This window comes from Pseudomonas oryzicola (assembly GCF_014269185.2).
GTDB lineage: Bacteria > Pseudomonadota > Gammaproteobacteria > Pseudomonadales > Pseudomonadaceae > Aquipseudomonas > Aquipseudomonas oryzicola.
In genome coordinates, this window is sequence record NZ_JABWRZ020000001.1 from 3,329,490 (window position 1) to 3,355,608 (window position 26,119).

Genomic DNA, 26,119 nt, shown 5'->3' on the forward strand with positions numbered 1-26,119 from the left:
CGGCCGCCAGAATCCGGCCGTTCAGGGCTGTTCACCGACCAGGTAGGTCTTGCTGATGTGACGGAACAGTGAGTGGCCGGCACTGCCCATCAGCTCGAACACCACCATCTCGCGGGTCACCACCTGCGCGCCCGCAGCACGCATGCGCGCCAGGCCGGCGGCCTTGCTCGCCGGGGTGCGGCTGTCACAGGCATCCTCGACCACGAACACCTGCTTGCCCAGCGCCAGCAGGCCGAGCACGGTCTGTAGTACGCAGACGTGGGTTTCCATGCCGCAGACAATCACTTGCTCGCGCGCCATCAGGCTCGCTGGCAGGCACGCAGCGGCCACGCAGGAAAAGTGGCTTTTCTCCACCACCTCAGCGGCTGGCGCCACGGCCAGCAGCTCGGCCAGGGTGTGCCCCAGGCCCTTGGGATACTGTTCGGAGATCACCGTCGGCAGCTCCAGTTCGGCCGTTGCTGCCAGCAACCAGCGTGCCCGTGCGCGGGTGCCTGCTGGGTCGCTCATGGCGCCGATGAGCTTTTCCTGAATGTCGACGACCAGCAGCGTCGCCTTGCGTGGATCGATCAGCATTGCCTGCCCCTACCCGAAAAAAGGCCTAGCCTCCCCCAGGCAAGCGGTGACGTCAATCAGGCGGAAAGCCGAAGCGGTTCGAGCGATGCGACCAGCGCAGCGAGCACCTGGTCCTCCTGTTCGTGGATGAAGAAGTGCCCGCCCGGGAACATCTGCAGAGAGAATGGGCCATGGGTTTCCTGGCGCCAGGCCTGCAGTTGTTCGTCGCTGGCCCGGTCGACCACGCCGCCCAGCACATGCAGCGGGCACTGCAATGCAGGGCGCTGGCGATAAGCGTAGGTACCGCAGAGCAGGAAGTCGGCACGCAGGATGGGCAAGGTCAGGCTCATCAGCTCGGCGTTTGCCAGCACTTCCTCGGGCGTGCCCTGCAGCTCGCGCAATTCGCTGATCAGCTCGGCGTCAGCCTTGGGCTCGCGCCAATGGTTGCGCTCGTAGTCCTCGCGGCGGGTTGGTGCAGCGGTTCCACAGGCGAACAGGGCCAGGGGCGGCGGGCAACCCAACGCTTGCAGCTCGTGGGTTAGCTCGAAGGCCAGCAGCGCACCGAGGCTGTGGCCAAGCAGCGCATAGGGGGCACTCGCCGCCAGGCGTTGCTCGGCGGCCAGTTGCCGGGCCAGGGCCTGCAGGTCGGTGTGCAGCGGCTCGGCCATGCGCGCGCCGCGCCCGGGCAGTTCCACCGGGCGCACTTGCAGCCACGCCGGCAGCTTGCGCCGCCAGCGGCTGTAGACCATGGCGCTGGCGCCTGAATATGGCAGGCACAGCAGGTTCAGTGCAGTCACTGGGCGGCGGCTTCGTTCATTTTCTGGCGCAGGCTCAGCGGGCGCATGTCGGTCCAGACTTCCTCGATGTAGGCCAGGCAGTCTTTCTTCAGCCCGCTCTTGCCGACGGCGCGCCAGCCATTGGGGATGGCCTTGTAGTCGGGCCAGATCGAGTACTGCTCTTCGTGGTTGACCACTACCTGGAACTGAATATCGTCGCGGTCGAAAACGGAAGTCATTGCCTGTCTCCTTGAGTGATGGTTGCCACTGCGCGCGTGGCGCAGGGGAGCTTTGTGGTAGACGTAGCAAGCTGCAGGAAAATTAGGGGCCTGGTAACTTGCAGGAACGCGCCTGGCTGGCCCTCAGGTATCCCGCAGCAAATCATGGGTATCGAGCAGACGGAAGGCAACCTGCGGGTTGCGTTCCAGCCCCCGGCGAATCGCCGCCGGAATCGACTGACGGGTCTTGCGGCACAGCCCGAGCTGGTCGTCCAGTTCGATGATGATGCCGCGCATGGTTCGCACTTCGTTGAAACCGGGGGCGATGTGCACACGGATGCCGAGGTTTTCGTACATCCGTTGCTGCAGGCGTTGCAGGTCTTGCAGGTCCTTGAGGTTTTCCAGGCGTTCGAGCAGGCGCTTTTCCTCCTGACGGGTCAGCAGGAGGATGCGCTGGGCGGCCTGCGGGTGGTCGACCAGCTGTTCGCGGCCGCAATCGCAGGCGCCAGGGGGGCAAGGCTGGCGCAAAGGGGGCGGTATGCTCATGCCAGCAAGCATAGCCCGTGGCGGGCTCTCCAGCTTGTCACAGCTGCACCAACCGCTCGCGCAGGAAGGCCACAAACCCCTGTACCGGCCGCGCCACCTGTCGGTGTTGCGGGTAGACTGCCGACAGCTGCAACGCCGGCGGCCGCCACTCATCCAGCACAGTCACCAGCCGCCCATCGGCCAACGCCTGCCCAACGATAAAGGTTGGCAAGTAAGTCACACCCATCCCGGCAATCGCCGCATCTCTGAGCAACTCGCCATTGTTCGCCCGCATGCGCCCGGTCACCTGAAGCGCCTGGGCCTTGCCACCCTGGCGAAACTGCCACTGCACCTGCCGCGAATGCCCGTAAGGCAGGCAGTCGTGCCCGGCCAGCTCGTCGGGACGGCTCGGTACACCCCGCGCTTGCAGGTACGCCGGGCTTGCGCAGTAAACCCGCTCGACACCCGCAATACGCCGCGCAATCAGGCTGGAGTCCTCCAGCACGCCAATCCGCAGCGCCAGGTCATACCCCTCGCCGATCAGGTCCACGGCACGGTCGCTCAAGTCGACTTCCACATCCACCTGCGGGTGCAACTGCAGGAATTCGGTCAACAGGCAGCCCAGGTGGGCCATGGCGAACGACAGCGGCGCGCTCAGGCGCAAGGTGCCACGCAAGGCCTGGGCCTGGCCGCTGATGTCGTGCTCCACCTGCTGCACCTCACCCAGCAGGCGCAGCGCCGACTGGTAGTAGTGCTGGCCCAGCGGTGTGGCGTCCAGGCGCCGCGTGGAGCGGTTGAGCAGGCGCACACCCAGGCGCTCTTCAAGCTGCATGAGGCGCCGGCTGACCGACTGCTTGGACATGCCCAGGCGCTCGGCAGCGGCAGTGAAACTGCCGGCCTCCATCACTTGGGCAAAGATGCGCATGTCTTCGTAAGGGTTCATTGTCTCGCTCTTGATGACAGTCAAACGCTTTATAGCGGCTTTTTCCCATCAGTGCATCTCCCTAATCTACGCACAGGTCGCAGCGATGGCCCTCCAGGCCAGGCAAAACGCGCATTACCAACACTTGCATAGAAAAGGATTCGCTCATGAACATTGTCCACAAAACCCTCACCGCTTCCCTGCTGGCACTGTCCGTTTCCAGCGCTTTCGCGGCCGGCAGCCCGGGTGTCGAAAGCCACACCCAGGCGTTCCTCGAAGCGTTGCAACAAGGTGGCGGCAAGCCACTGGAACAGCTCAGCGCGAAAGACGCCCGTGCCGTGCTGACCGGCGCCCAGGCTTCGGTCAAGGTCGACCTCTCCGGTGTCGAGGTGAAGCAACACACCATCCAGGCCGATGGCCAGTCGATCAGGCTGCAGGTGGTACGCCCGGCCAATGTGCAGGGTGAGTTGCCGGTGTTCATGTTCTTCCACGGCGGCGGCTGGGTGCTCGGTGACTTCCCGACCCACCAGCGGCTGATCCGCGACCTGGTGGTCGGCTCTGGTGCGGTGGCGGTCTACGTCGACTACACGCCTTCACCGGAAGCGCACTACCCGACCGCGATCAACCAGGCCTACGCCGCGACCCGCTGGGTGGCCGAGCATGGCAAGGAAATCGGCGTGGACGGCAAGCGCCTGGCCGTGGCCGGCAACAGCGTCGGCGGCAACATGGCGGCGGTGGTTGCGCTCAAGGCCAAAGAAGCCGGTACCCCGGCGCTGCGCTTCCAGCTGCTGTTGTGGCCGGTCACCGATGCCAGCTTCGAGACGGCTTCCTACAAGCAGTTTGCCGAGGGGCACTTCCTTACCACCGGGATGATGAAATGGTTCTGGGACAACTACACCACCGATGCCAAGGCACGGGAGCAGATTTACGCCTCGCCGCTGCGCGCCAGCAGCGAACAGCTCAAGGGCCTGCCGCCGGCACTGGTGCAAACGGCCGAGTTCGACGTGCTGCGCGATGAAGGTGAAGCGTATGCCCGCAAGTTGAATGCGGCAGGTGTGACGGTGACGTCGGTGCGCTACAACGGGATGATTCATGACTATGGGTTGTTGAACCCGTTGAGCCAGGTGCCAGCGGTGAAGGCGGCGATGAGGCAGGCGGGCAGCGAACTCAAAGTGCATCTGCAGTGAGTCGATGAGCAAAAGACCCGCCCAGGCGGGTCTTTTGCTGCTATTGCGGAAATGGCCCGCAGGCTTCGATGAGTCTGTTGTCAGTGCGGCTGTCTATGGCACCGTCCGCACCGATGTAGATATCAATACTTGGTCATCTGGGTTTGGCCCGGATGCAGTGCGATTTCCCAAGGTTAAATCGCGCCCGAACGGTACAGGAACAGTCTTACAGGACACGTTGTATTGTCCTCCGCATCACTGCCCAGATAGTCAGTCTAGAAGAGACAGTAATTCACGTAGGCGCTTATTTTTAACAGACAAGCTGACAGTTAAACTTCTCCCATCAGCAGCCTGATGCCCCAGCGGATCAGGCTTATCAAGGAGAATCACCATGCTTACCGTACGCAACGCTCAAGACCGCGGCCTGGCCTTCCATGGCTGGCTGAAATCCTTCCACACCTTCTCCTTCGGCCACTACCGCAACCCGGACGAGCAAGGTTTCTCCGACCTGCTGGTGATCAACGACGACCGCGTCATCGCCGGCAAGGGCTTCGGCCAGCACCCGCACCGTGACATGGAGATTTTCTCCTACGTGCTCGAAGGCGCGCTGGAGCACAAGGACACCCTGGGCACCGGCTCGGTCATCCGCCCGGGCGACGTGCAACTGATGAGCGCCGGCCATGGCGTGGCGCACAGCGAGTTCAACCACAGCAAGGTGCTGCCGGTGCACTTTCTGCAGATCTGGATCGTGCCGAACGTGCAAGGCGCCACGCCGCGTTACCAGCAGCAGCACTTCAGCGCCGAGGAAAAGCGCGGCAAGCTGCGCCTGATCATTTCGCCGGAGGGTGCCGAAGGGTCATTGCAGGTGCGCCAGGATGCGCGGGTGTATGCCGGGTTGTTCGACGGTGACGAACGCGCCACGCTGACCTTGCCGGAACATCGCCATGCCTATGTGCACGTGGCCCGGGGCAGCATCGCGCTGAATGGGCAGGTGCTCGGTGAAGGCGATGGTGTACGGGTAAGGCAGGAACAGGTGCTGGAGCTGAGTCATGGGGTGGGTGCCGAGGTACTGGTGTTTGACCTTCGGCCGCATGAGCTGCCTGGCATGCCTTGACGCAGGTCCGCCCTCTTCGCGGGTTGAATCGCGAAGAGGGCATCAGGCACTCAAGGCTCGAACCCTTCGACGATGATCACCTCGGCTTGCGCCACCCCCTGGCGATGGCTGCACGCGTCCTGGTACAGCGCCGACCGGTAGCACGCCAACGCCTGCTCGTACGAATCGAACTCGATCACCACGCTACGCTGAGGGGTAGGCCGCCCTTCCATCGCCTCGCTGCGCCCGCCACGGGCCAGGAAGCGACCGCCGAACGCCTGGAAGGCAGCCGGGGCGCGCTGGGTGTACTGCTGGTATTGCTCGGGGTCGGTCACGTCCACATGGGCGATCCAGTAGGCCTTCATGCGCTGCTCTCCTGTTACGGCGATATTTATGTATGATGGTATACCATAATAATCACCCTATCACTGTGAGCGTGCAACATGGCATTCAACACCATCGAGGAGCTACTCGACGATTACCGGCAGGGCAAGATGGTCCTGCTGGTGGATGACGAGGACCGGGAAAACGAAGGCGACCTGCTGATCGCCGCCGAGCGTTGCGACGCCCAGGCCATCAACTTCATGGCCCGCGAAGCGCGCGGCCTGATCTGCCTGACCCTGACCGAAGAACACTGTCAGCGCCTGGGCCTGGAACAGATGGTACCGGCCAACGGCAGCGTGTTCAGCACCGCCTTCACCGTGTCGATCGAAGCAGCCAGCGGCGTGACCACCGGTATTTCCGCCGCCGATCGGGCGCGCACCGTGGCTGCAGCCATGGCCCCCGGCGCCCGCCCCGAGGACCTGGTGCAACCGGGGCACATCTTCCCCCTGCGCGCCCGCGAAGGCGGCGTGCTGACCCGCGCCGGGCATACCGAAGCCGGCTGCGACCTGGCGCGCCTGGCGGGCTTCACCCCGGCTTCGGTGATCGTCGAAGTGCTCAACGACGACGGCACCATGGCCCGCCGCCCCGACCTGGAAGTATTCGCCGCCCGGCATGGCATCAAGATCGGCACCATCGCCGACTTGATCCACTATCGCCTGAGTACCGAACAGACCATCAAGCGTATCGGCGAACGCGAACTGCCGACCGTGCATGGCAGCTTCCGCCTGGTCACCTATGAGGACCGCATCGAAGGGGGTGTGCACATGGCCATGGTCATGGGCAACATCCGCCGCGAACAACCAACCCTGGTGCGGGTACATGTGATCGACCCACTGCGCGACCTGGTCGGTGCCGAGTACGCCGGCCCGCCCAACTGGACGCTGTGGGCGGCGCTGCAGAAGGTGGCCGAGGAAGGTGCAGGTGTGGTGGTGATCCTGGCCAACCATGAGTCCTCCCAGGCCTTGCTCGAGCGCGTACCGCAGCTCACCCACCCGGTACGGCCTTACCAGCGAGGGCCATCGAAGGTGTACTCCGAGGTCGGCACCGGGGCGCAGATTCTGCAGGACCTGGGCGTGGGCAAGCTGCGCCATCTGGGCCCGCCGCTGAAATATGCGGGGCTGGCCGGATACGAGCTGGAAGTAGTGCAGAGCATCCCCTTCGAGCCTGGGCTGGTGGGCTGATACGCAGCCGCTCCTACACGGGTTCGCGACAGCTTGTAGAGGACGGAGTGATGGCCGGTAGCTCCATACCTCTTGCCAAAAGTTTGGAATACCATAATATGACATCCCGTAGACCTTAATTCTGCCGGCCGGCTCCTACAACTACAAACGGCCATCAGACACCTTGTTTTAGCGGCTCCCCGAACACGATTGGCGGGCGCACCACACAGGCCCCGCCTCGAATAACAAAAGCAACGAGGGCGTAACCATGCTGTTGAGCAAACGTGTAACCGCAGTGCTGTCCGCCAGCCTGCTGACCCTGGCCTGCCAGGCCGCCCAGGCGGCCGACAGCCTGAACTTCGTCAGTTGGGGCGGTACCACCCAGGACGCCCAGAAAGAAGCGTGGGCCGTACCCTTCACCAAGGCCACCAGCATCAAGGTGGTCCAGGACGGCCCCACCGACTACGGCAAGCTCAAGGCCATGGTCGAAAGTGGCAACGTGCAGTGGGACGTGGTCGACGTCGAAGCCGACTTCGCCCTGCGGGCTGCCAGCGAAGGCCTGCTCGAACCCCTCGACTTCACTCAGATCAAGCGCGACAAGATCGACCCGCGCTTCGTCTCCGACCACGGTGTCGGTTCGTTCTTCTTCTCCTTCGTGCTCGGCTACAACGAAGGCAAGCTCGGCGCCAACAAACCACTGGACTGGACCGCGCTGTTCGACACCAAGACCTACCCCGGCAAACGCGCCCTGTACAAATGGCCCAGCCCTGGTGTGCTGGAACTGGCCCTGCTGGCCGATGGCGTAGCCCCCGACAAGCTCTACCCGCTGGACCTGGACCGCGCTTTCAAGAAGCTCGACACCATCAAGCAAGACATTGTCTGGTGGGGTGGTGGCGCCCAGTCCCAGCAGTTGCTCGCCTCAGGTGAAGCTTCGCTCGGCCAGTTCTGGAATGGCCGCGTCTACGCCCTGCAGCAGGACGGTGCGCCGGTGGGCGTGAGCTGGAAGCAGAACCTGGTCATGGCCGACTTCCTCGTGGTGCCCAAAGGTGCCAGGAACAAGGATGCGGCCATGAAGTTCCTGGCCAACGCCAGCAGCGCCGAAGGCCAGGCCGAGTTCGCCAACAAGACCGCCTACGCGCCGGTGAACGTCGACAGCGTGGCCAAGCTGGACAAGGACCTTGCACAGAACCTGCCCACCGCCTACGCCCAGGACCAGGTCACCCTCGACTTCGCCTACTGGGCCAAGAACGGCCAGGCCATCGCAGCCCGCTGGAATGAGTGGTTGGTCAAATGAAAGTCGCCATCAACGCCCTGCATAGCGCGCAAGGTGCCCCCACGGGCACCGGCGCACCGGGCGCGACCGCGCGCCGCACCGGCCTGAGCCAGCGCTGGAAAGGCAGCCGCAATCTGTTGCCGGCCCTGCTGTTCCTTGGCCTGTTCTTCTTCGCCCCACTGGCCGGCCTGTTGCTGCGCGGGGTGCTGGAGCCGACGCCGGGCCTGGGCAATTACGAGCAGCTGTTCGCCAACTCGGCCTATGCGCGGGTGCTGTTCAACACCTTCTCGGTGGCTGGCGTGGTCACCCTGATCAGCGTGCTGCTGGGTTTCCCGCTGGCCTGGGCAATCACCCTGGTGCCCAAGGGCTGGGGCCGCTGGCTGCTGAACATCGTACTGCTGTCGATGTGGACCAGCCTGCTGGCACGCACCTATTCCTGGCTGGTGCTGCTGCAGAGTTCGGGGGTGATCAACAAGGCGTTGATGGCCATGGGAATCATCGATACGCCACTGGAAATGGTGCATAACCTGACCGGCGTGGTGATCGGCATGAGCTACATCATGATCCCGTTCATCGTGCTGCCGCTGCAGGCCACCATGCACGCGATCGATCCGATGGTGCTGCAGGCCGGCTCGATCTGCGGCGCCAGCCCGTGGACCAATTTCTGGAAGGTGTTTCTGCCACTGTGCCGCTCGGGGCTGTTCTCCGGGGCGCTGATGGTGTTCGTGATGTCGCTCGGTTACTACGTCACCCCCGCCCTGCTGGGGGGTGCGCAGAACATGATGCTGCCCGAATTCATCATCCAGCAGGTGCAGTCCTTCCTCAACTGGGGCCTGGCCAGCGCCGCCGCCGCACTGCTGGTGGTGATCACGCTGGTGCTCTTCTACCTGTACCTGAAGCTGCAGCCGGAATCCCCGGTCGGCAACGCGAGGTAACCGCCATGCTCCTGTCTCCCAATGCCATGGGCCGCCCGCTACGTACCGGCCTGTACCTGACCACCGGGGTGATCGCGGCCTTCCTGCTGCTGCCGGTGGTGTTCATCGTGCTGCTGTCGTTCGGCTCGTCGCAGTGGCTGGTGTTCCCGCCACCGGGCTGGACCTTCAAATGGTATGGCCAGTTCTTTTCCAACCCGGAGTGGATGGACGCTGCGCTGGCCAGCCTCAAGGTGGCGCTGCTGACCACCGTGGCGGCCGTGCTGCTGGGCCTGCCCACTGCGTTCGCCCTGGTGCGTGGCCGTTTCCCTGGCCGTGAGCTGCTGTACGGGCTGTTCACCATGCCGATGATCGTGCCGCTGGTGATCATCGCGGTGGCGGTGTACGCGCTGTTCCTCAAGCTTGGCTACACCGGCACGCTGTTCGCCTTTGTGGTCAGCCACGTGATCGTCGCCCTGCCCTTCACCATCATCTCGATCATCAACTCGCTGAAGCTGTTCGACCAGTCGATCGAGGATGCCGCAGTGATCTGCGGCGCCTCGCGGCTGCAGGCGATCTTCAAGGTGACCTTCCCGGCGATTCGCCCGGGCATGATCGCCGGCGGCCTGTTCGCCTTCCTGGTGTCGTGGGATGAAGTAGTGCTCAGCGTGATGATGGCCAGCCCCGACCTGCAGACGCTGCCAGTGAAGATGTGGACCACCCTGCGTCAGGACCTCAGCCCGGTCATTGCCGTGGCCTCGACCCTGCTGATCGGCCTGTCGCTGCTTGTCATGTTCATTGCCGCCGCCTTGCGCCGGCGCACCGAAGTCAACGCCTGAGCGCGCGGAGAAAACAACAATGAGTGCAGTGATCAAAGCAACCGCGCCAGGCAAGACCCTGGTCAGCCTGCGCGGCCTGAACAAGCATTACGGCGACTTCACCGCCGTCGACAACCTCGATCTGGACATCCAGGAAGGCGAGTTCCTCACCTTTCTCGGCTCCAGCGGTTCGGGCAAATCCACCACCCTGTCGATGCTGGCCGGTTTCGAAACGCCCAGCAGCGGCGAAATCCTGGTTGACGGCCAGTCGCTGGTCAACGTGCCGCCGCACAAGCGCGACATCGGCATGGTGTTCCAGCGCTATTCGCTGTTCCCGCACCTGAACGTGCGCGACAACATCGGCTTTCCGCTGGCCATTCGCAAGCTGAGCGCCGCCGAGACCAGCAAGCGCGTCGACGCCATGCTCAAGCTGGTGCAGCTGGAGCAGTTCGCCCACCGCAAGCCGTCGCAGATGTCTGGCGGCCAGCAGCAACGCGTGGCGATCGCCCGGGCGCTGGTGTACGAGCCACGCATCCTGCTGATGGACGAGCCGCTGGGCGCGCTGGACAAGAAACTGCGTGAAGACTTGCAGGACGAACTGCGTCAGCTGCACCGACGCCTGGGCATCACCATCGTCTACGTCACCCACGACCAGGAAGAAGCCATGCGCCTGTCCCAGCGCATCGCCATTTTCAGCCATGGCAGGATCGTCGGCCTGGGCACCGGTTACGACCTGTACCAGAACCCGCCGAATGCCTTCGTCGCCTCGTTCCTCGGCAACTCCAACTTCCTGCGGATCAAGGCCAGCAGCAATGGTGCAGGCAGCTTCGAAGGGCAGCCAGTGGCGATCCGCCTGACGCCGGGCCTGGCCGCCGCGCAGGAGGTGCTGATCATGGTGCGCCCGGAAAAGGCTCTGGCCCTCACCACCGAGCAGGCCGCACGCGAGCCGCTGCCGGCGGGCTGGAACGAGGTCAGCGCCAAGGTTGGCGAGGTGTTGTTCCTGGGCGAAAGCCAGACCTGCCATGTGGTCACTGCGGGCGGCACCGAGCTGACCGTGAAGGCACTGTCGGCTGCCGGCATGCCGATGCGGCCAGGCGATACCGTGAAGGTGCGCTGGGCGGTGGCGGATGCCTGCGTCTACACCGAATGGGCCGAGAGTGACTTGAGCAAATCCGCCGGGGCGCATTGAAATAACCGGGGCCGCTACGCGGCCCATCGCCAGCTTCGCAAGTATTGCCCGGCAACTGTCACATTATCATCACGCTACTGTCGTAATCTGCCGGCCAACTCTATGCCACAGGGCTAACCGGCATGCCCCGCCTGCTTGTCTTGCTGCTTTCCCTGCTACCGCTGACGGCCCACGCCGAGCACCTGCGGGTGCAAGGATCCAACACCATCGGCGCAGCGCTGCTGCCGGCGTTGGTCCAGGCGCAATTGCGCGCCCGGCAAGCTACTGCGATCGAACAGCACCCCGGGCAACTTGCCAATGAAACCGTGATCACCGCGCGTGATGCTAAAGGGCAGCCTATACGCGTCGATATCGCCGCCCACGGTTCAAGTACCGGCTTCACCGCCCTGGGGCGTGGCGAGGCCGACCTGGCCGCCGCTTCGCGGCCGATCAACGACAGCGAAGCGGGCCAGCTGCGCGCACTCGGCGACCTGCGCAGTGCCGCCGCCGAGCAGGTGATCGGCCTCGATGGCGTCGCGGTCATCGTCCACCCCGACAACCCGCTACCCCAACTCACTACAGCACAACTGGCCGAGGTCTTCTCCGGCCAGATACAGCGCTGGGAGCAACTGGGCATTGCCGGTGGAACCATCCATCTCTACGCCCGTGACGACCGCTCCGGCACCTACGAAACCTTCAAGGCGCTGGTGCTGGAACCGCAGGATCGGACGTTGTCGGCCACGGCCAGGCGCTTCGAGTCCAGCGATGAGCTGGCCGCGCGAGTCAGCGCCGACCGCCAGGCCATCGGCTTCAGCAGCCTGCCGGCCGTGCACCGGGCCAAGGTGCTGGCGGTGGCTGAAGGTGACGCGCCGGCGATGCTCCCCGAGCGCGCGCTGGTGGCCAGCGAAGACTACCCACTGTCGCGGCGCCTGTACTTTTACCTGCCGGCAAATCCGAAACCGCAGGCCAAGGCCCTGGCAGACTTCGCCCAGAGCCCGGCCGGCCAGGCGATCGTCGCCCAGCAGGGTTTCGTCTCGCAGCAGATCAATGCCCAACCTGTGGTGCCGCTGGCTGACATGCCGCCACGCTATCGCGCCCTGGCCCAGCAAGCGCAGCGGCTGAGCGTGAACTTCCGCTTCCAGGAGGGCAGCGCCAGCCTCGACACCAAGGCATTGCGCGATGTGCAGCGAGTGGCCGAGTACCTGCGCCAGGCCGGCAAGCTGAACGGCAAGGCGGTGCTGGTGGGGTTTGGCGACCCCAAGGAAACGCCCGGCCGTGCCGCCCTGCTTTCCCGCCTGCGCGCCCAGGCGGTGCGCCGCGAGCTGGCGCGCGATGGTGTCGAGGTGCTGCAGGTGATGGGCATGGGCGATGAACTACCGGTGGCAGGGAACGAACGGGAGCAAGGCCGCCTGCGCAACCGCCGGGTCGAGGTGTGGGTGAACTGACCGCCGCTGCGGTTCGGCGCTGTACAGGTCCCGGCAAAAAAATGTAACAGCTCCCCATTCGGCATCCCCGGCAATCAGGTCTAGGCTCAAGACCATGTGATACCGGGCCCCTCTGACGGCTGCCAGGCCGCCATGTCGGATCACTGTTGCCATGCAACGTCGACATTCAAGGAGGGGCTCATGACAGCTCTACACACAGTCCTCACCACCCCGTTCCTCGGTACCAGCGCCTGGTTGTGGCTGCTGTTCGTGGCCATCGTCGTCGGCCTGCTGGTGCTCGATCTTGGCGTGCTGCATCGCCACGACCGGGAAATCGAAATGCGCGAAAGCCTGTTGCTGTATTCAGGCTATTTCAGCGTCGGCGTGCTGTTCGGCCTCGGGGTCTGGTATTACCTGGGCGTACAACCGGCGCTGGAGTTCTATACCGGTTTCCTGGTCGAGCAGTCGCTGTCGATGGACAACGTGTTCGTCATGGCGATGATCTTCAGCTATTTCGCCATCCCCCGCCGCTACCAGCACCGCGTGCTGTTCTGGGGCATCCTCGGCGTAGTCGTGCTGCGGGCGATCATGATCGGTGTAGGCGCGGCGCTGGTGCAGAACTTTGCCTGGGTGTTGTACATCTTCGGCGCGTTCCTGCTGTTTACCGGCGTGAAGATGGCGCTGTCGAAGGAAGACCACCGGCCGGACCTGGCCAACAACCCGATCCTGAAGTTCGTGCGGCGGCACATGCGGGTCACCGAGGAGATCCACGGCGCGCATTTCTTCGTACGCCTTGCTCCGCCCGGCCAAAGCAAGGCGCTGCGCCATGCCACCCCACTGTTCCTGGCGCTGGTGCTGATCGAACTGGCCGACCTGGTGTTCGCCGTCGATAGCGTGCCAGCGATCTTCGCGATTACCCAAGACCCGTTCATTGTCTATACCTCGAACATCTTCGCCATCCTGGGGTTGCGCTCGCTGTATTTTGCGCTGGCGGCGCTGATGCACCGGTTCGTTTATCTCAAGTACGCGCTGGCGATGGTGCTGATCTTCATTGGCTGCAAGATTTTCTACCACGGCATGGTGGGCAAGGTGCCGGCGTTGCTGTCGTTGGGGGTGACGTTCGGGTTGCTGTTGGGTGGGGTGGTGGTTTCGTTGGTCAAGACGCGGGGGGAGAAGGTGGCTGTCGTAGATCAGTCAGTCGAACAACCTGCAAATTCCAATCGTACAATCGAGCAGAAAGAGGAAGACCCGCAGATGCGGGTCTGAGGTTTCGTTATCCTTTAATCATAAGGTAACCCACCAACGACCAAAGCAGCGCAATAAGAATCATCCACAACGCAATAATCATCTTTCGCTTCAAGCACGGCGGAAAGTCCTTCAGCTCCTGCTCATCAAGCCAGCCCATATATAGGTGCAACTTGGGAAACGCAACCAAGGCGCTCACCGTACTTAACAACAAACAGCGAGACCTCAGGCTTCCTCCCCCCCAAACAGGCTTCATTTGTTCCAGATAAGGGTTGCTTGTGATAGCGGACAACGCGACTTTATAATCGCGAGACACCGCGATTTGCACATTAATAGCAAGACCTAAGAACCCAATAGCAAACGGCCCAATCAGGAATGCCAGTTTAAATAGCGGCGGCCAACTGTCAAAGTCAGTCATTTGTCACCTCATACAGCATTTCACCAGACTTCTCTCCTAGTGCACCAATGCCGGTAGAGCCTGCCGCAGAAGCGGCGCCAACAATGACAATCCCGCAGACCGGAACGCCAAGTCCACCAGTACCTATCGCGAAGACACCGCAGAGGGCAGTTGCAGCAGCACCTCCTCCCCATGCGCCAAGCATGCCGCCCCCCAGACCGCCAGCGAAGCTACCCGTTTCAGTGAACCGAATCTTTTTACATTCCTCTGTCTCACCGGGCCGACACACTTCCTGCACTTTTAGATAAGAAGAAGTCCCACCCAACCCAATCGCAGCATACCCGCCATATTCAAGGTACTTGCTGAGCCTTGCCACCTTGTCCAAGTGTGTTGCATACCCCGGAATCTGCCCTGGCCCGCCAGCCTTCGACCAATGGTGTACAAGGCTCTTGGTCGAAATATTCAAGCTTTTCTTCAGCCGCTCATAGCTGCCCAAGTAAAGCTGTTTGTTAAGCAGCGCCGCCTTCAACTGACCATCCAGTTGCTGCAGCAACTTTCGCCGCTCGGCAAAGAAGCTCGGGCTGTTCAGGTGGCCATGCTGCATGAACTCGCGCTGGTGCAATAACTCGATACTGGTCAGCGTATTACTGACCTGCTTTAACCCTTGTTCCAGCATGTCCTTGCCCACGCCCATGGACTGGCTGGCATTGCTGAGCAAGCCGGCGATTTCGGCCTGGTGCTCCATCATGAAGTCCGCTTCGGCGAAATCGAGTACTGCCAGCGCACGGCGTGCATGCTCGGCCGCCGCCATCAGCTGGCCTTCCTCACGGGTGCAGGCATTACCGTTGTCAGGGTCACCGATGACGAAGATTTCCCCTGCCTTGAAGCCCTGTTCAAACGTCGGGTTGAGCCGCTGCAGCCGTGAGATTGGCAACGTGGCATCGTGCTCGGCCAATTGCAGCAGCACCTGCGCGAACGACATGCGCCGTGGCACTACGTAGAACCCGGGCTCCAGCGTACCGGGCAACGCCCCCACTACCGGTTGGGAGAAGTGTTCGGGGTACAAGACGTTTGACGGCTCGGCAAAGTGGGTATTGGCCCGGCCCGCAACAGGCTGCGTAGACGGCGGTGCCTCATGCAACGGTGCGACAACCCGATTACTGCCCGGCGGGCAGCCACAGAGCACCAGCGCACCGTCCACGGCCACCCGCTGGCCGCCGGAAATAAAGTGGTCCACGCCTTCGGCGACAGTGCCCACCTGCCCGCAGAGCGGGCATGGCGTGGTGCGGTCACCTTCGCGAAGCACCATTCGACCCTCGGCGAGATAGCCGGCGTTCGTCGCAATACAGACAGCACCCGTAGTGGTGACATCACCATCGACTGCCTGCCCTCTTCCCTCCAGATTGACGCGCATCCACAAGTTCCCTGTACCCGGTTCAGGGATGGAAACCTAGCATCCGCAGGGGGGCTTCGAGGACAGGGAGTCAAAAATCAGAAGTTTCCTACGGGCTGGCCAAGCTTGCAGTTTCGCCTGGCTTCACCTGCCTGGGCAGGCTAACGAACCAGCCAGTTCTCAACTTCATCAGCGCCATGTTCAGCTTTCCAGGCCTTCATCTTCGCGTGGTTGCCGCCCTTGGTTTCGATCACCTCCCCCGTATGCGGGTTCTTGTACTGTTTCACCTGGCGCGCGCGACGCCTGGCTTTCGGCGCAACGGCGGGCTGGGCCGGGCGCCGACCGCCTTGCGGATCCAGCAGGCTGATGATGTCGCGCAGGCTGAACTCATACTTGGCCAACAAGTTGCGCAGCTTGGTTTCGAACTCGATTTCTCTTTGCAGTTCGGGGCTGCCTTTCATGGCTTCCAGTTCGGCAAGTTGAGCAGCCAGTTTCTGTTCCAGCTGGCGGAATTCTGCAAGACGGGACATTAGCGGTACCTTCCTCAGGACGGCCTGGATTGTCTGGGTTGACAACAGATCAGTGCAGCCGGCCAAGGAGTAAGTTCCAGGCCATTGCACCAGCCGTACCGCCCGTCCCGTAAATTCAATGTTATGCAGCAACTGGCGGTCTTCTGCCCACACCCCATGGAGACCGATTACATGAAGTTCATCACATGCTGCCTGGGCCTTTCAGCCGCCTGTCTCGCCCTCTGGGGCTGCTCGACGCCCCGAACAGTATCGCCGGTCGACGCACCCGGAAACGCCGAGTCCGGAACCACCAAACTGCTGGAGGCAGGCGCAGCGCTGTTGCAGGACAAGCCCCCCATCGAAGCGCTCAATGCCTATCTGGATGGCTTCCACTTCTACAATGGCCACCCCGACATCCAGATGGAAGCCCACCATTACTGCTCGGTGCTGAGCGAGGATGCCATCCAGTGCGTGATCTACGACGGCAATACCCGTAGTGCCAAGATCATGGGTGTCGAGTACATCATCGACCAGAAGCTGTTCAGCCACTTGCCGGCAAAGGAGAAAGCCATGTGGCACAGCCATGGCCATGAAGTATCGTCTGGCCAGTTGGTTGCGCCAGGCATCCCCGCACCGGCAGAGCACGCGCTGATGCAGCGCCTGGCGCATACCTATGGAAAAACCTGGCATACCTGGCACACCGACCAGGACAAGGCGCTGCCGCTCGGCGTCCCGCAATTGATGATGGGCTTTACCGCCGATGGCCAGGCCAACCCTGCCATGGTCGAGCAACGCAACCGGCGCCTGGGTATCGATGCGGCCAAAAGCAAGGCGCAACGGGCCGACATCAGGGTACCCACGCCAGACCCGCAGGCCAACGGCTGGCAACGGGGCGATGTGATCCAGATCGTCGACCCGACCGGCGCCCACCTGCACCGCCCCACCAGGGCGACACCGGAAAACACCAACAGCCGTTCCAGCCGCTAGCCTGGCTGCGCCGCTTCAATGGCGCAGGCGTAGCCGCGAAGCGCTCGACGCCGGCGGGCAGAATCACTGCTCGCCGTGCCCCTTGCGCACCGGCATGTGCTTGCCGATTTCATACTTGCCAATCGCCGCCCGGTGCACCTCGTCCGGCCCGTCGGCCAGGCGCAGGGTACGCTGCATGGCATACATGTAGGCCAGCGGGAAGTCGCCGCTCACCCCAGCCCCGCCATGGATCTGGATCGCCCGGTCGATCACCTGCAACGCCACGTTCGGCGCCACCACCTTGATCTGTGCAATCTCGCTGCGCGCCACCTTGTTGCCGACCGTATCCATCATGTACGCCGCTTTCAGCGTCAGCAGCCGGGCCATGTCGATCTCCATGCGCGAGTCGGCAATCTTGTCGACGTTGCCGCCCAGGCGCGCCAGCGGCTGGCCGAAAGCGGTGCGCTCCACCGCGCGTTTGCACATCAGCTCCAATGCGCGTTCGGCCATGCCGATCGAGCGCATGCAGTGGTGGATACGGCCCGGGCCAAGACGCCCCTGGGCAATTTCGAAGCCGCGGCCTTCGCCGAGGATGACGTTTTCGTACGGCACCCGCACGTTTTCAAAGAGGACTTCGGCATGGCCGTGGGGCGCGTCGTCATAGCCGAACACCGGCAGCGGCCGAACGATCTTCACCCCGGGCGCATCGGTGGGCACCAGCACCATCGAATGCTGCTGGTGGCGTGGCCCCTGCGGGTCGGACAGGCCCATGAAGATCATCACTTTGCAGCGGGGATCGCAGGCGCCCGAGGTCCACCACTTGCGGCCATTGATCACCCATTCGTCACCGTCACGCACAGCCGTGGCCGCCATGTTGGTAGCGTCCGAAGAGGCCACGTCTGGTTCGGTCATGGCGAATGCCGAACGGATCTCGCCGCGCAACAGCGGCTCCAGCCACTGACGTTTCTGCGCTTCGCTGCCGTAACGCACCAGCACTTCCATGTTACCGGTGTCCGGTGCCGAACAGTTGAACGGCTCTGGCCCGAGCAACGAGCGGCCCATGATCTCTGCCAGCGGGGCATATTCCAGGTTGCCAAGCCCGGCACCGTATTCCGATTCAGGCAGAAACAGGTTCCACAGCCCCTCGGCACGGGCCCTGGCCTTGAGTTCCTCCATGATCGCAGTGGGCTGCCAGCGGTCGCCCTCGGCGACCTGCTGCTCGAACACCGCCTCGGCGGGGTAGACATGGGCGTCCATGAACGCGCTGACGCGCTCACGCAGTGCCTGGACCTTGGGCGAATAGGCGAAATCCATCGGGGCTACCTTCACGGTTCAAAGTACATGGGGCAGAGCCTAGAGCAGCCTGCCCCATCCACCTAGTCTATTTTCCGCGTGTATAAACATTCATAACCGATATATGATCGGCCGATAATTCCAACAAAGAGCGGCGCCCATGAACCTCAGCAAGGTCGACCTCAACCTGTTCATCGTGTTCGATGCGATCTACACCGAAGCCAACCTGACCCGCGCCGGGCAGATTGTCGGCATCACCCAGCCGGCGGTGTCCAACGCCCTTTCGCGGCTGCGCGAAACCTTCAACGACCCGCTGTTCGTGCGCACCGCGCAAGGCATGGTGCCCACGCCCATGGCGCAGAACATCATCGGCCCGGTGCGCAACGCCCTGGCGCTGCTGCGCACTTCGGTGCAGGAAAGCCGCATCTTCAACCCGCAACAGGCCAACAAGACTTTCCGCATCAGCATGACCGACCTGACCGAGGCGGTCATCCTGCCGCCGCTGTTCCAGCGCCTGCGCCGCCTGGCACCGGCGGTACTGATCGAAAGCTTCCTGTGCAAGCGCCGCGAGACCACCAAGGAACTGGCCGCCGGCCGCCTGGACTTCGCCATCGACGCGCCATTGAATACCGACCCGCAAGTCCGCCATGTCAAGCTGATGCAGGATCGCTATGTCTGCGCCCTGCGCCAGGGCCACCCATTGGCAGACAGCAAACTGACCCTCGAAAGCTACCTGGGCATGACCCATATCCATATCTCCAGCCGCCGCAACGGCCTGGGCTATGTCGACCTGGCCCTGGGCAAGATGGGCGTGCAACGCAAGGTTGCCTTGCGTTCGCAGCATTACCTGATGGCCTCGCAGGTACTGCAACAGACCGACATGGCAATGACCGTCCCCGAGCGCTTCGCCCGCCGTCATCAGTTGCGCTACCAGCCACTGCCGGTGGAAGTGCCGGCACTGGAGACCCACTTGTACTGGCATGAAAGCACCGACCAGGACCCGGCCAACCGCTGGATGCGTGAACAGATCACCGAGTTGTGCGAACGCGTCGTCGCCGAGGAAGAGAAGGCGCTGACAGCGGCCTGAAGGGATAGCCCATTGGGCTTTGGGTGAACCGCAGGCAGCCGAGAGAAAATTTTTCTACGAATTTATCAACAGGTAGAATTATCTGTTCGATGATTTGGAAAAAAGGCCGCAAGAAGCGAAAACCATCGCCGAAGTGGCGGGTACGCTTGCTCCAACGATCGCCGATTTCACGGCAGCAGACACGGACCCGCCCAATGCCTAGCGCCCCGCTCTACTTCGACTACGCCGCCACCACTCCGGTCGACGACCGGGTCATCGAAACCATGCTCGCCTGCCTCGGCAGCCAGGCCAACTTCGGCAACCCGGCCTCCACTGGCCACGCCTTCGGCCAGGCCGCCCGTCAGGCTGTCGAGCAGGCCCGTCAGCAAGTGGCCGAACGCGTCGGCGCGCAGGCTGACGCACTGGTCTGGACTTCAGGTGCGACCGAATCCAACAACCTGGCGCTCAAGGGCATCGCTCAAGGCCTCGGCAAGCCCGGGCACCTGATCACCAGCCAGCTGGAACACAAGGCCGTGCTCGACACCGTGGCCGAGCTGGAGCGCCAGGGCTGGGCCGTCACCCGCCTGGCAGCGGATGCTGCAGGCCTGATCCAGCCTGCAGCCGTGCGGGCGGCGTTGCGCGCCGACACTCGGCTGGTGTCGCTGATGGCGGTCAACAACGAGCTGGGTACGCTCACTGACGTCGCCACGATTGGCGAACAGGTGCGCACCCACGGGGCCCTGCTGCACGTGGACGCGGCGCAGGCGGTGGGCAAACTGGCCATCGACCTGAGCGTGATGGCCGTGGACCTGATGTCGTTTTCGGCGCACAAGGTATATGGCCCCAAAGGTATCGGTGCACTCTACGTCGGGCCGCGCGCGCGCCCGCTGATGTGCGCGCAGATGCACGGCGGCGGGCATGAGCAGGGGCTGCGATCCGGTACCCTGGCAACCCACCAGATCGTCGGCATGGGCAGCGCTTTTGCCCTGGCCGGCCAGCCCGGTGATAGCGAGTACCAGCGCCTCGAGCAGTTGGCCGGGCGCCTGCGCGAGGGCCTGTTGGCGCTGCCTGGCGTCACCCTCAATGGCTGCGCCCACCAGCGCATTCCGCATTTGCTGAACCTGTGCATCGACAACCCGCGTTTCAACAGTGCAGCACTGGCCAGCGAGCTGGCATTGTCGAGCACCTCCGCGTGCAATTCGGCAAGCAATGCGGCCTCGCACGTGCTGCTGGCACTGGGGCTGGACGAACGCCGGGCACGCAATAGCGTGCGCCTGAGCATCGGGCGTTTCAGCAACACGGCTGAAGTGGACAAGGCGATCGAAGTGTTTGCCAGGGTGCTGGCGGCGGCAGCGGCGGCGCTCTGGTAGGCACGCCCTAGAACAGCCGGCTGTCCGGGGTGAAGTCCTCGACTTCGAGCCTGGCACTGTGCGCCTGCGGATGCCGTGGGTTGAACAGGTAATTGGTAGTTCTGGGCATGATCGCGCTGGGCACCGGCAGCAGCAATGCCGAACAGTCATCGAGGAAACGATTGCCCAGGCCCCGGGTAAATTCGATCTGCGTCGACCAGCCGGGCTGCAAAGGTGGCAGGTGCGCTTGCGAAACCGTGTCGGGCAACTCGATGCGCAGCAAGCGCATGGTAGTGGGAAAATCCTCGGGGTCGATCTCCAGGTGTACCAGCACCTCGAGCATGGCCCCGGCCGGGCTGGTGGCGGCATACACCACTGGCCGGCCAGCCTGGTGCCAGCGGCCGCTGACACGCAAACCGCCGGTGCCGCTCAGGTCCGCGTAGGCGCTGATACGCCACAGGATCACAAGCCAAAGCCTTCGGCGATCTGCAGCAGCATTTCCTCGACCTGGGTGGTGCCTTGCTGGGTGGTGAGCATCTGCATCGGCGTCAGCCCCGAAAAGCGTTCCTTGGGCTTGGACAGCCAGCGCTTGGCCTTGACCGCGTCGCCGAACACGGCTTCGGCCATGGCGGTGATGTGCGCCGAGCGGAACAGCCGGTCACTTTCCTCGACAGTCAGCGGCTGGTCACGCTGGATGCGGGACTTCAGGGTGCGTAGCGGAATGATCTGGTCACGCTCCACTGGCGTGAACACGCCGAGCTCGGTCAGCTTTACCAACCAGGTGGCGGCAAAACCATGGGTGATGCGCGTGTGGATCTCGAAATCACTGGCAAGCTCGGGGATTTCCAGCAGCGCATGCAGGCGCGCCCGGTACTCGTGGTAACCGTTGTCGCGAAGCACTTCGGCAAGCATGGCAAGCTCCTTTCCGGCGTTTGCCGACAAGTATGCGGTATATGCCGGGCGCTTGCCAACCAGGATGCCGAGCGGTCGAGCGCACCTCCTTGGTAAATGGCCGGGCCGCAGAGCGGCCCCGGCAAATGTCACAGGAAGGTGAACACCTGCGAAGCTGGCAGGCGCGACTTGTTCAGCCCGGCATTGAAATCCGTCTCGCTGCGATAACCCAGGCTGAGGATCACCACGCTGGTGAACCCGCGTTCACGCAAGCCCAGTTCGGCATCGAGGATCTTGCTGTCAAAGCCCTCGATCGGTGTCGCGTCCAGGCCATGGGCTGCAGCCCCCAGCATGGCCGTCCCGAATGCAAGGTAGGTCTGCTTTTCCATCCAGTGCTGCAGGTCTTTCTGGTCAAAACGGTGCAGGTCGACGTAGTGCCGGCGGCTCTGGTTCTGCGCGGCGCGCGCCTGCTCATCGCGGAAACGCCCATCCGCTGCCTCCTGCTCGAGCAGGGCGTTCAGGTGGGCCTCGGTCATCTCGGTGCGGGTACAGAATACGATCACGTGCGACGCATCGAGGATCTTCGGCGAGTTGTAGGCAAACCGTTCCGCAGTGCTCTTGGCCAGGCGGGCCTTGCCTTCGGCAGTGTCAGCAACGATGAAATGCCACGGCTGCGAATTGACCGAAGACGGGCTGTGCCGCAGTTGCTCGAGCAAAGCGTCGACAGTGGCCTGGGGAATGCGGCGCGAGGCGTCGTAGGCTTTGGTGGTGTAGCGGCGCTTGGCCAGCGAGACGGTATCCATGCAGCAACTCCTGAAACGAACGGGGGATGTGCCGGCAATCCTATCTTCCCCGCAAAAAAGAAAAACCGGCACAATGTAACAACACTTTAATTCTAGGAGTGAAAATGCTGCGCCTCGCCGACCTCGAACTGTTTGTCCGCAGCAGCGTGCTGGGCAGTTTCACTGCCGCCGCCCACGAGTCCGACCTGTTGCCCGGCCAGGTGGCCGCCGCGATCAAGCGCCTGGAACGCGACCTTGATGTACGCCTGTTCGCCCGCACCACCCGCAGCCTGCGCCTGACAGCCGAAGGCGAGCTGTATCTGCCGACTGCGGTGAATGTGCTGGAAAGCCTGCGCCAGGGCCGCGAAGACCTGCATGGCAACTCCAGCGTGCTGCGCGGCATCCTGCAGGTGTCGGCACCTTCAGACCTGGGCCGCAACATGCTGCTGCCGTGGCTGAGCGCCTTTCGTCGCGAGCATCCGGCGCTGCACCTGCGCTTCTTCCTGTCCGACCAGATCGCCGACCTCAACCGCGACCCGGTGGACGTGGCCATTCGCTACGGCCTCAACCAGGACGCCAACTACATTGCCCTGCCGCTGGCCGACTGGAACCGCCGGGTGTTGGTCGCTTCACCCGAGTACCTGGCCCGCCACGGCCGCCCGCTCACACCAGAAGCTCTGCAACAGCACGCCTGCCTGCTGTACATGCAGCACAACCGGGTCTACGACAAATGGCGGGTGGGCAGCCATACCGTGCAGGTGCGCGGACCGCTGGTCAGCGACGATGCCGACGTGATCCGCCGCCTGGCCCTGCAAGGCGAAGGTATCGTCTACAAGTCGTGGCTGGACGTGAGCGCCAACGTGGTAGCCGGCGAACTGGAAATCATCCTGCCCGAGCACCTCGGTGAGGCTGCCCCGGTCGCCCTGGTATGTCCGCACCGCAAGCAACTCACGCCCGCCATCAGGCAATTGCATCTGTGGCTGCGCGAACGCTTCGAGGCCCTGCGCACACGGGCCCTGAGCAACGGCTGCACAATCGTTCCAGACTGAGCCAGGCCATTACGCTAAGGTAGTGATTTCCGCCAGGGCACGCCGCCAATGAGTAACTGGATCGACCTTAGACAGGACGCCGATACCGGCATCGAGTCGGTCCGCGCGCATTTCGTCGGGCATGCCTACGACCCGCACTGGCACGACAGCTTCCTGGTCGGCGTGACCGAACAGGGTGTGCAGCAGTTCAACTGTCGCCGGGTGCGCCATCGCAGTACACCGGGGCAGGTGTTTCTGCTCGAGCCCGGCGACATCCACGACGGCCTGGCACCGACTGCGGAAGGCTTCACCTATTCGACGCTGTACCTGCAGCCAGCCTGGCTCGACCAGCAGCTGCGGGCGCTGTTCGAGCACGTGCCAGGCGACAGCCTGCCCAGCTTTGCCGATACCCTGTGCCAGGACGCGCGCCTGGCCCGGGCCACCGCCCTCGCCTTCCGCGCCGTGCACGAGCAGGACTGGCGCATTGTGCGCCAGACGGCCATGGACGACCTGCTGGGCTGCCTGACGCGCCATCTGCACTGGCGCCGGCACATCGACCCCGACCCGCGCCTGCCGCTGACTGCACAGCGGGCGCGGGATTACCTGCACGCCAACCTGGGGCGCGACATTGGCCTGGAAGACCTGGCTCAGGCCTGTGGCATCGACCGCTTCCGCCTGACGCGCGCGTTCAAGGCCGCGTACGGCCTGGCGCCGCACGCCTACCTGATCCAGCTGCGCCTGGCCCGCGCGCGGCGCCTGCTCGCCGAGGGCCAGACGCCCTCCGAGGTGGCCATGGCCCTGGGCTTTGCCGACCAGAGCCACCTGGGGCGCTGGTTCCGCCGCGCCTACCGGCTGACCCCGGCCGACTACCGCAAGCGCTGCTCAAACCTTCCAGACTGAACGGCCGCAGCCAGCCAGCATGGTGCTTCGTTCATCCGGAGCCCTTGATCATGACGCAGTCGCTGTTGCCTTTCATCCTGTTCGCCCTGGTGTCCAGCATCAGCCCCGGGCCGACCAACCTGTTGATCCTTGCCCATGGCGCCCGCGCCGGCCTGCGCGCGAGCCTGGCGCCGATCGTGGCAGCCTGTGGCGCAGCTGCCGCGATCGTGCTGATGGTCGGCCTGGGGCTGGGTGAGCTGCTGCTGCGCCACCCGCAGGCCCAGCAGTTGATGAGCGGCGCCGGAGTGCTGTGGCTGAGCTGGCTGGCGTGGAAGATGCTGCGCAGTGCCGCCGCCCCGCTGCAGGCGGCCACGGTACAAGGTTTGAGTGCGCTCAGTGCGGCCGCGTTGCAAGTGGTGAACCCCAAGGTGTGGCTGATGGCCGTGGCGGTGATCGGGGTATTTGCCGCACCGTCGCGACCGGTGTGGCAACTGGCGCTGGTGTTCCTGCTGATCGCCTTGCCGAGCATGACGGCATGGGCGCTGCTGGGGGCAGGCAGCGCGCGGTGGTTGCAGGCGCCGCAGCGGTGGCAGCTGTTCAACCAGGTATTGGCCGGGATGTTATTGATTGCTGCATGGGCTGGCGTATTGGTTTGAGCTTTCCGGGGCGCATTCAGGAATGCCCAGGCATCCCGCCCAGCGCCTCACGGAACCGCCTGCCGCTGGCAATGGCCAGCAGCAGGCCCAGCACGGCCACACTACCGCCTACCAGGCCGATGTCCGCTACATCCAGCTGGCTGCTGACGATACTGCCCAGTAACGCGCCACCGCCGATGCCGATGTTGTAGATACCCGAGAACAACGCCATGGCCACGTCGGTGGCATCGGAGGCCAGCTTCAGGGTCTTGGACTGCAGCGACAGACTGAAGCTGAGGATTGCCACCCCCCAGAACATGCTCAGCACGGCGAACACGTAGAAGTTGCCCGACAGCGGCAACAGTAGCAGCAGGCAGGCCGCCAGCAGGCCGATCGAACCGACCAGGAAGCCATGCGGGAAGCGATCGCTGTAACGGCTGAACAGCAACGAGCCGAATACCCCGGCGCCACCGAACAGCAGCAATAGCAAGGTGGTGCGTTCACCGCCGATCTGTGCCACGTGCAGGGCGAACGGTTCGATGTAGCTGTAGGCGGTGAACTGCGCGGTAATCACCAACGTCACCAGCACATAGGTGATCATCAGCGCCGGGCGCTTGAACAGGATCGGCAGGCTACGCAACGAGCCGGAGTTCTGGCTGGGCAGCAGTGGCAGCGACTTCATCAGGCACAACATGGTCGCCAGCGCCACGCCAGCAATGCTCAGGAAAGTCACCCGCCAGCCCAACGCCTCACCCACCACACGGCCCAGCGGGATACCCAGGACCATGGCCAGCGTAGTGCCCGTAGCCAACAGGCCCAGCGCCTTGGCCTGCTGGCCCGGCGGCGCCACACGCACCGCCAGCGAGGCCGTGATGGCCCAGAACACCGCATGCGCCAGGGCAATGCCGATACGGCTGACCAGCAACATGGCAAAGCTCTGTGCCAGCCACGACAGCAGGTGGCTGACAATGAACACCAGGAACACCAGCAGCAACAGGCGCCGCCGCTCGATGTTGCGGGTCAGCAGCATCATCGGCAACGAGGCCAGCGCCACCACCCAGGCGTAGATGGTCAGCATCAGGCCGACCTGGGCGGTGCTCATGGCGAAGCTGCGGCCGATGTCGCTGAGCAGCGCCACCGGGACGAACTCGGTGGTATTGAAGATGAACGCCGCCAGGGCCAGGGCAATCACGCTCAGCCAGCTGCCGTTGCCTGCTGTGGGGGGCATGTGGGTGGGTATGGGTCCATTCATGGGTTGAAACCGGTTCTCCGCAGACAAGGCAACAGACCGCGCGC

Annotated in this window: 29 protein-coding genes; 15 read left to right on the forward strand and 14 right to left on the reverse strand. The window is 63.6% G+C overall.

Annotated elements, in window-relative coordinates:
• Positions 1–21: 21 nt before the first annotated feature.
• The 5 genes from HU760_RS15270 to HU760_RS15290 form a co-directional block, all read right to left on the reverse strand.
• The gene (locus HU760_RS15270; RefSeq protein WP_186675507.1) at positions 22–573 is read right to left on the reverse strand and encodes a hydrolase; all 552 of its coding nucleotides are present in this window, start codon (positions 571–573) and stop codon (positions 22–24) included.
• A gap of 56 nt (positions 574–629) precedes the next feature.
• Positions 630–1,349 (reverse strand): thioesterase II family protein, encoded by a 720-nt coding sequence (locus HU760_RS15275; protein ID WP_186675510.1) that lies wholly within the window; start codon positions 1,347–1,349, stop codon positions 630–632.
• Positions 1,346–1,567, reverse strand: coding sequence for an MbtH family protein (locus tag HU760_RS15280; protein WP_186675513.1), 222 nt, complete (start codon positions 1,565–1,567; stop codon positions 1,346–1,348). The genes HU760_RS15275 and HU760_RS15280 overlap by 4 nt, the downstream gene beginning before the upstream one ends.
• Positions 1,568–1,690: 123 nt before the next feature.
• Positions 1,691–2,092 carry a hypothetical protein gene (locus tag HU760_RS15285; protein WP_186675516.1) on the reverse strand — a complete coding sequence of 134 codons (402 nt, stop codon included), beginning with the start codon at positions 2,090–2,092 and terminating at the stop codon, positions 1,691–1,693.
• A 37-nt stretch (positions 2,093–2,129) separates the two neighbouring features.
• Complete coding sequence (locus HU760_RS15290; RefSeq protein ID WP_186675518.1) at positions 2,130–3,014, reverse strand: LysR family transcriptional regulator; 885 nt, start codon at positions 3,012–3,014, stop codon at positions 2,130–2,132.
• Between the two features lie 146 nt (positions 3,015–3,160).
• Between HU760_RS15290 and HU760_RS15295 the strand changes: the two genes are divergently transcribed.
• Both HU760_RS15295 and HU760_RS15300 read left to right on the forward strand, forming a co-directional pair.
• Positions 3,161–4,180, forward strand: coding sequence for an alpha/beta hydrolase (locus HU760_RS15295; protein ID WP_186675519.1), 1,020 nt, complete (start codon positions 3,161–3,163; stop codon positions 4,178–4,180).
• Between the two features lie 370 nt (positions 4,181–4,550).
• Positions 4,551–5,273, forward strand: a complete 723-nt coding sequence (locus tag HU760_RS15300) for a pirin family protein (RefSeq protein ID WP_186675520.1) — start codon at positions 4,551–4,553, stop codon at positions 5,271–5,273.
• A 50-nt stretch (positions 5,274–5,323) separates the two neighbouring features.
• Here HU760_RS15300 and HU760_RS15305 read toward each other — a convergent pair whose 3' ends face one another.
• Positions 5,324–5,617 (reverse strand): DUF1330 domain-containing protein, encoded by a 294-nt coding sequence (locus HU760_RS15305; protein ID WP_186675521.1) that lies wholly within the window; start codon positions 5,615–5,617, stop codon positions 5,324–5,326.
• A gap of 78 nt (positions 5,618–5,695) precedes the next feature.
• Between HU760_RS15305 and ribBA the strand changes: the two genes are divergently transcribed.
• From ribBA to HU760_RS15340, 7 genes are all read left to right on the forward strand, one after another.
• On the forward strand, positions 5,696–6,817 hold the full coding sequence (ribBA, locus tag HU760_RS15310; protein ID WP_186675522.1) for a bifunctional 3,4-dihydroxy-2-butanone-4-phosphate synthase/GTP cyclohydrolase II: 1,122 nt from the start codon (positions 5,696–5,698) through the stop codon (positions 6,815–6,817).
• Between the two features lie 247 nt (positions 6,818–7,064).
• Positions 7,065–8,090 carry a polyamine ABC transporter substrate-binding protein gene (locus tag HU760_RS15315; protein ID WP_186675526.1) on the forward strand — a complete coding sequence of 342 codons (1,026 nt, stop codon included), beginning with the start codon at positions 7,065–7,067 and terminating at the stop codon, positions 8,088–8,090.
• On the forward strand, positions 8,087–9,004 hold the full coding sequence (locus HU760_RS15320; RefSeq protein WP_186675530.1) for an ABC transporter permease: 918 nt from the start codon (positions 8,087–8,089) through the stop codon (positions 9,002–9,004). Before HU760_RS15315 ends, HU760_RS15320 begins: the two co-directional genes overlap by 4 nt.
• Before the next feature lie 5 nt (positions 9,005–9,009).
• Complete coding sequence (locus tag HU760_RS15325; protein ID WP_170029338.1) at positions 9,010–9,819, forward strand: ABC transporter permease; 810 nt, start codon at positions 9,010–9,012, stop codon at positions 9,817–9,819.
• A 19-nt stretch (positions 9,820–9,838) separates the two neighbouring features.
• Positions 9,839–10,987 carry an ABC transporter ATP-binding protein gene (locus tag HU760_RS15330; protein ID WP_186675533.1) on the forward strand — a complete coding sequence of 383 codons (1,149 nt, stop codon included), beginning with the start codon at positions 9,839–9,841 and terminating at the stop codon, positions 10,985–10,987.
• Positions 10,988–11,109: 122 nt separating this feature from the next.
• Positions 11,110–12,411, forward strand: coding sequence for a substrate-binding domain-containing protein (locus tag HU760_RS15335; RefSeq protein WP_186675536.1), 1,302 nt, complete (start codon positions 11,110–11,112; stop codon positions 12,409–12,411).
• A gap of 180 nt (positions 12,412–12,591) precedes the next feature.
• The gene (locus tag HU760_RS15340; protein ID WP_186675539.1) at positions 12,592–13,656 is read left to right on the forward strand and encodes a TerC family protein; all 1,065 of its coding nucleotides are present in this window, start codon (positions 12,592–12,594) and stop codon (positions 13,654–13,656) included.
• Positions 13,657–13,663: 7 nt separating this feature from the next.
• Here the strand turns inward: HU760_RS15340 and HU760_RS15345 are convergent, their stop codons facing one another.
• From HU760_RS15345 to HU760_RS15355, 3 genes are all read right to left on the reverse strand, one after another.
• A complete protein-coding gene (locus HU760_RS15345; protein ID WP_186675541.1) occupies positions 13,664–14,053 on the reverse strand; it encodes a hypothetical protein in 390 nt (129 codons plus the stop codon).
• On the reverse strand, positions 14,046–15,446 hold the full coding sequence (locus HU760_RS15350) for a PAAR domain-containing protein (protein ID WP_186675544.1): 1,401 nt from the start codon (positions 15,444–15,446) through the stop codon (positions 14,046–14,048). The genes HU760_RS15345 and HU760_RS15350 overlap by 8 nt, the downstream gene beginning before the upstream one ends.
• Before the next feature lie 140 nt (positions 15,447–15,586).
• On the reverse strand, positions 15,587–15,955 hold the full coding sequence (locus HU760_RS15355) for a histone-like nucleoid-structuring protein, MvaT/MvaU family (protein WP_186675935.1): 369 nt from the start codon (positions 15,953–15,955) through the stop codon (positions 15,587–15,589).
• Positions 15,956–16,126: 171 nt separating this feature from the next.
• On the opposite strand from HU760_RS15355, the gene HU760_RS15360 reads away from it, so the two are divergent.
• Entirely contained in the window at positions 16,127–16,921 is a 795-nt protein-coding gene (locus HU760_RS15360; protein ID WP_186675546.1) for an OBAP family protein, read from the forward strand.
• A 63-nt stretch (positions 16,922–16,984) separates the two neighbouring features.
• Here HU760_RS15360 and HU760_RS15365 read toward each other — a convergent pair whose 3' ends face one another.
• Complete coding sequence (locus HU760_RS15365; RefSeq protein ID WP_186675548.1) at positions 16,985–18,214, reverse strand: acyl-CoA dehydrogenase; 1,230 nt, start codon at positions 18,212–18,214, stop codon at positions 16,985–16,987.
• Positions 18,215–18,353: 139 nt separating this feature from the next.
• On the opposite strand from HU760_RS15365, the gene HU760_RS15370 reads away from it, so the two are divergent.
• Together HU760_RS15370 and HU760_RS15375 are read left to right on the forward strand one after the other, a co-directional pair.
• Entirely contained in the window at positions 18,354–19,280 is a 927-nt protein-coding gene (locus HU760_RS15370; protein WP_186675550.1) for a LysR family transcriptional regulator, read from the forward strand.
• A gap of 194 nt (positions 19,281–19,474) precedes the next feature.
• Positions 19,475–20,629, forward strand: coding sequence for a cysteine desulfurase family protein (locus tag HU760_RS15375; RefSeq protein ID WP_186675561.1), 1,155 nt, complete (start codon positions 19,475–19,477; stop codon positions 20,627–20,629).
• A 7-nt stretch (positions 20,630–20,636) separates the two neighbouring features.
• Here the strand turns inward: HU760_RS15375 and HU760_RS15380 are convergent, their stop codons facing one another.
• From HU760_RS15380 to nfsB, 3 genes are all read right to left on the reverse strand, one after another.
• Positions 20,637–21,074, reverse strand: coding sequence for an RES family NAD+ phosphorylase (locus HU760_RS15380; RefSeq protein ID WP_186675564.1), 438 nt, complete (start codon positions 21,072–21,074; stop codon positions 20,637–20,639).
• Positions 21,071–21,520: an Xre family toxin-antitoxin system antitoxin gene (locus HU760_RS15385; RefSeq protein WP_186675567.1), complete on the reverse strand. Its 450-nt coding sequence runs from the start codon at positions 21,518–21,520 to the stop codon at positions 21,071–21,073. The genes HU760_RS15380 and HU760_RS15385 overlap by 4 nt, the downstream gene beginning before the upstream one ends.
• A 128-nt stretch (positions 21,521–21,648) precedes the next feature.
• Positions 21,649–22,302, reverse strand: a complete 654-nt coding sequence (gene nfsB, locus HU760_RS15390) for an oxygen-insensitive NAD(P)H nitroreductase (protein WP_186675570.1) — start codon at positions 22,300–22,302, stop codon at positions 21,649–21,651.
• A 104-nt stretch (positions 22,303–22,406) separates the two neighbouring features.
• On the opposite strand from nfsB, the gene HU760_RS15395 reads away from it, so the two are divergent.
• Genes HU760_RS15395 through HU760_RS15405 form a run of 3 tightly spaced genes read left to right on the forward strand, consistent with a single transcriptional unit; the run spans position 22,407 to position 24,844 of the window.
• Positions 22,407–23,330 carry a LysR family transcriptional regulator gene (locus HU760_RS15395; RefSeq protein WP_186675573.1) on the forward strand — a complete coding sequence of 308 codons (924 nt, stop codon included), beginning with the start codon at positions 22,407–22,409 and terminating at the stop codon, positions 23,328–23,330.
• 48 nt (positions 23,331–23,378) lie between these two features.
• The gene (locus tag HU760_RS15400; RefSeq protein WP_186675575.1) at positions 23,379–24,209 is read left to right on the forward strand and encodes an AraC family transcriptional regulator; all 831 of its coding nucleotides are present in this window, start codon (positions 23,379–23,381) and stop codon (positions 24,207–24,209) included.
• A gap of 50 nt (positions 24,210–24,259) precedes the next feature.
• Positions 24,260–24,844 carry a LysE family translocator gene (locus HU760_RS15405; RefSeq protein ID WP_186675577.1) on the forward strand — a complete coding sequence of 195 codons (585 nt, stop codon included), beginning with the start codon at positions 24,260–24,262 and terminating at the stop codon, positions 24,842–24,844.
• A 16-nt stretch (positions 24,845–24,860) separates the two neighbouring features.
• Here HU760_RS15405 and HU760_RS15410 read toward each other — a convergent pair whose 3' ends face one another.
• Positions 24,861–26,075, reverse strand: coding sequence for a sugar transporter (locus tag HU760_RS15410; protein WP_186675580.1), 1,215 nt, complete (start codon positions 26,073–26,075; stop codon positions 24,861–24,863).
• Positions 26,076–26,119 lie beyond the last annotated feature (44 nt).

Coding starts and splice junctions, on each gene's coding strand:
- HU760_RS15270 (WP_186675507.1), bottom strand. CDS start 573: ATGCTGATCGATCCACGCAAGGCGACGCTGCTGGTCGTCGACATTCAG.
- HU760_RS15280 (WP_186675513.1), bottom strand. CDS start 1,567: ATGACTTCCGTTTTCGACCGCGACGATATTCAGTTCCAGGTAGTGGTC.
- HU760_RS15285 (WP_186675516.1), bottom strand. CDS start 2,092: ATGAGCATACCGCCCCCTTTGCGCCAGCCTTGCCCCCCTGGCGCCTGC.
- HU760_RS15290 (WP_186675518.1), bottom strand. CDS start 3,014: ATGAACCCTTACGAAGACATGCGCATCTTTGCCCAAGTGATGGAGGCC.
- HU760_RS15295 (WP_186675519.1), top strand. CDS start 3,161: ATGAACATTGTCCACAAAACCCTCACCGCTTCCCTGCTGGCACTGTCC.
- HU760_RS15300 (WP_186675520.1), top strand. CDS start 4,551: ATGCTTACCGTACGCAACGCTCAAGACCGCGGCCTGGCCTTCCATGGC.
- HU760_RS15305 (WP_186675521.1), bottom strand. CDS start 5,617: ATGAAGGCCTACTGGATCGCCCATGTGGACGTGACCGACCCCGAGCAA.
- ribBA (WP_186675522.1), top strand. CDS start 5,696: ATGGCATTCAACACCATCGAGGAGCTACTCGACGATTACCGGCAGGGC.
- HU760_RS15315 (WP_186675526.1), top strand. CDS start 7,065: ATGCTGTTGAGCAAACGTGTAACCGCAGTGCTGTCCGCCAGCCTGCTG.
- HU760_RS15320 (WP_186675530.1), top strand. CDS start 8,087: ATGAAAGTCGCCATCAACGCCCTGCATAGCGCGCAAGGTGCCCCCACG.
- HU760_RS15325 (WP_170029338.1), top strand. CDS start 9,010: ATGCTCCTGTCTCCCAATGCCATGGGCCGCCCGCTACGTACCGGCCTG.
- HU760_RS15330 (WP_186675533.1), top strand. CDS start 9,839: ATGAGTGCAGTGATCAAAGCAACCGCGCCAGGCAAGACCCTGGTCAGC.
- HU760_RS15335 (WP_186675536.1), top strand. CDS start 11,110: ATGCCCCGCCTGCTTGTCTTGCTGCTTTCCCTGCTACCGCTGACGGCC.
- HU760_RS15340 (WP_186675539.1), top strand. CDS start 12,592: ATGACAGCTCTACACACAGTCCTCACCACCCCGTTCCTCGGTACCAGC.
- HU760_RS15345 (WP_186675541.1), bottom strand. CDS start 14,053: ATGACTGACTTTGACAGTTGGCCGCCGCTATTTAAACTGGCATTCCTG.
- HU760_RS15350 (WP_186675544.1), bottom strand. CDS start 15,446: ATGCGCGTCAATCTGGAGGGAAGAGGGCAGGCAGTCGATGGTGATGTC.
- HU760_RS15355 (WP_186675935.1), bottom strand. CDS start 15,955: ATGTCCCGTCTTGCAGAATTCCGCCAGCTGGAACAGAAACTGGCTGCT.
- HU760_RS15360 (WP_186675546.1), top strand. CDS start 16,127: ATGAAGTTCATCACATGCTGCCTGGGCCTTTCAGCCGCCTGTCTCGCC.
- HU760_RS15365 (WP_186675548.1), bottom strand. CDS start 18,214: ATGGATTTCGCCTATTCGCCCAAGGTCCAGGCACTGCGTGAGCGCGTC.
- HU760_RS15370 (WP_186675550.1), top strand. CDS start 18,354: ATGAACCTCAGCAAGGTCGACCTCAACCTGTTCATCGTGTTCGATGCG.
- HU760_RS15375 (WP_186675561.1), top strand. CDS start 19,475: ATGCCTAGCGCCCCGCTCTACTTCGACTACGCCGCCACCACTCCGGTC.
- HU760_RS15385 (WP_186675567.1), bottom strand. CDS start 21,520: ATGCTTGCCGAAGTGCTTCGCGACAACGGTTACCACGAGTACCGGGCG.
- nfsB (WP_186675570.1), bottom strand. CDS start 22,302: ATGGATACCGTCTCGCTGGCCAAGCGCCGCTACACCACCAAAGCCTAC.
- HU760_RS15395 (WP_186675573.1), top strand. CDS start 22,407: ATGCTGCGCCTCGCCGACCTCGAACTGTTTGTCCGCAGCAGCGTGCTG.
- HU760_RS15400 (WP_186675575.1), top strand. CDS start 23,379: ATGAGTAACTGGATCGACCTTAGACAGGACGCCGATACCGGCATCGAG.
- HU760_RS15405 (WP_186675577.1), top strand. CDS start 24,260: ATGACGCAGTCGCTGTTGCCTTTCATCCTGTTCGCCCTGGTGTCCAGC.
- HU760_RS15410 (WP_186675580.1), bottom strand. CDS start 26,075: ATGAATGGACCCATACCCACCCACATGCCCCCCACAGCAGGCAACGGC.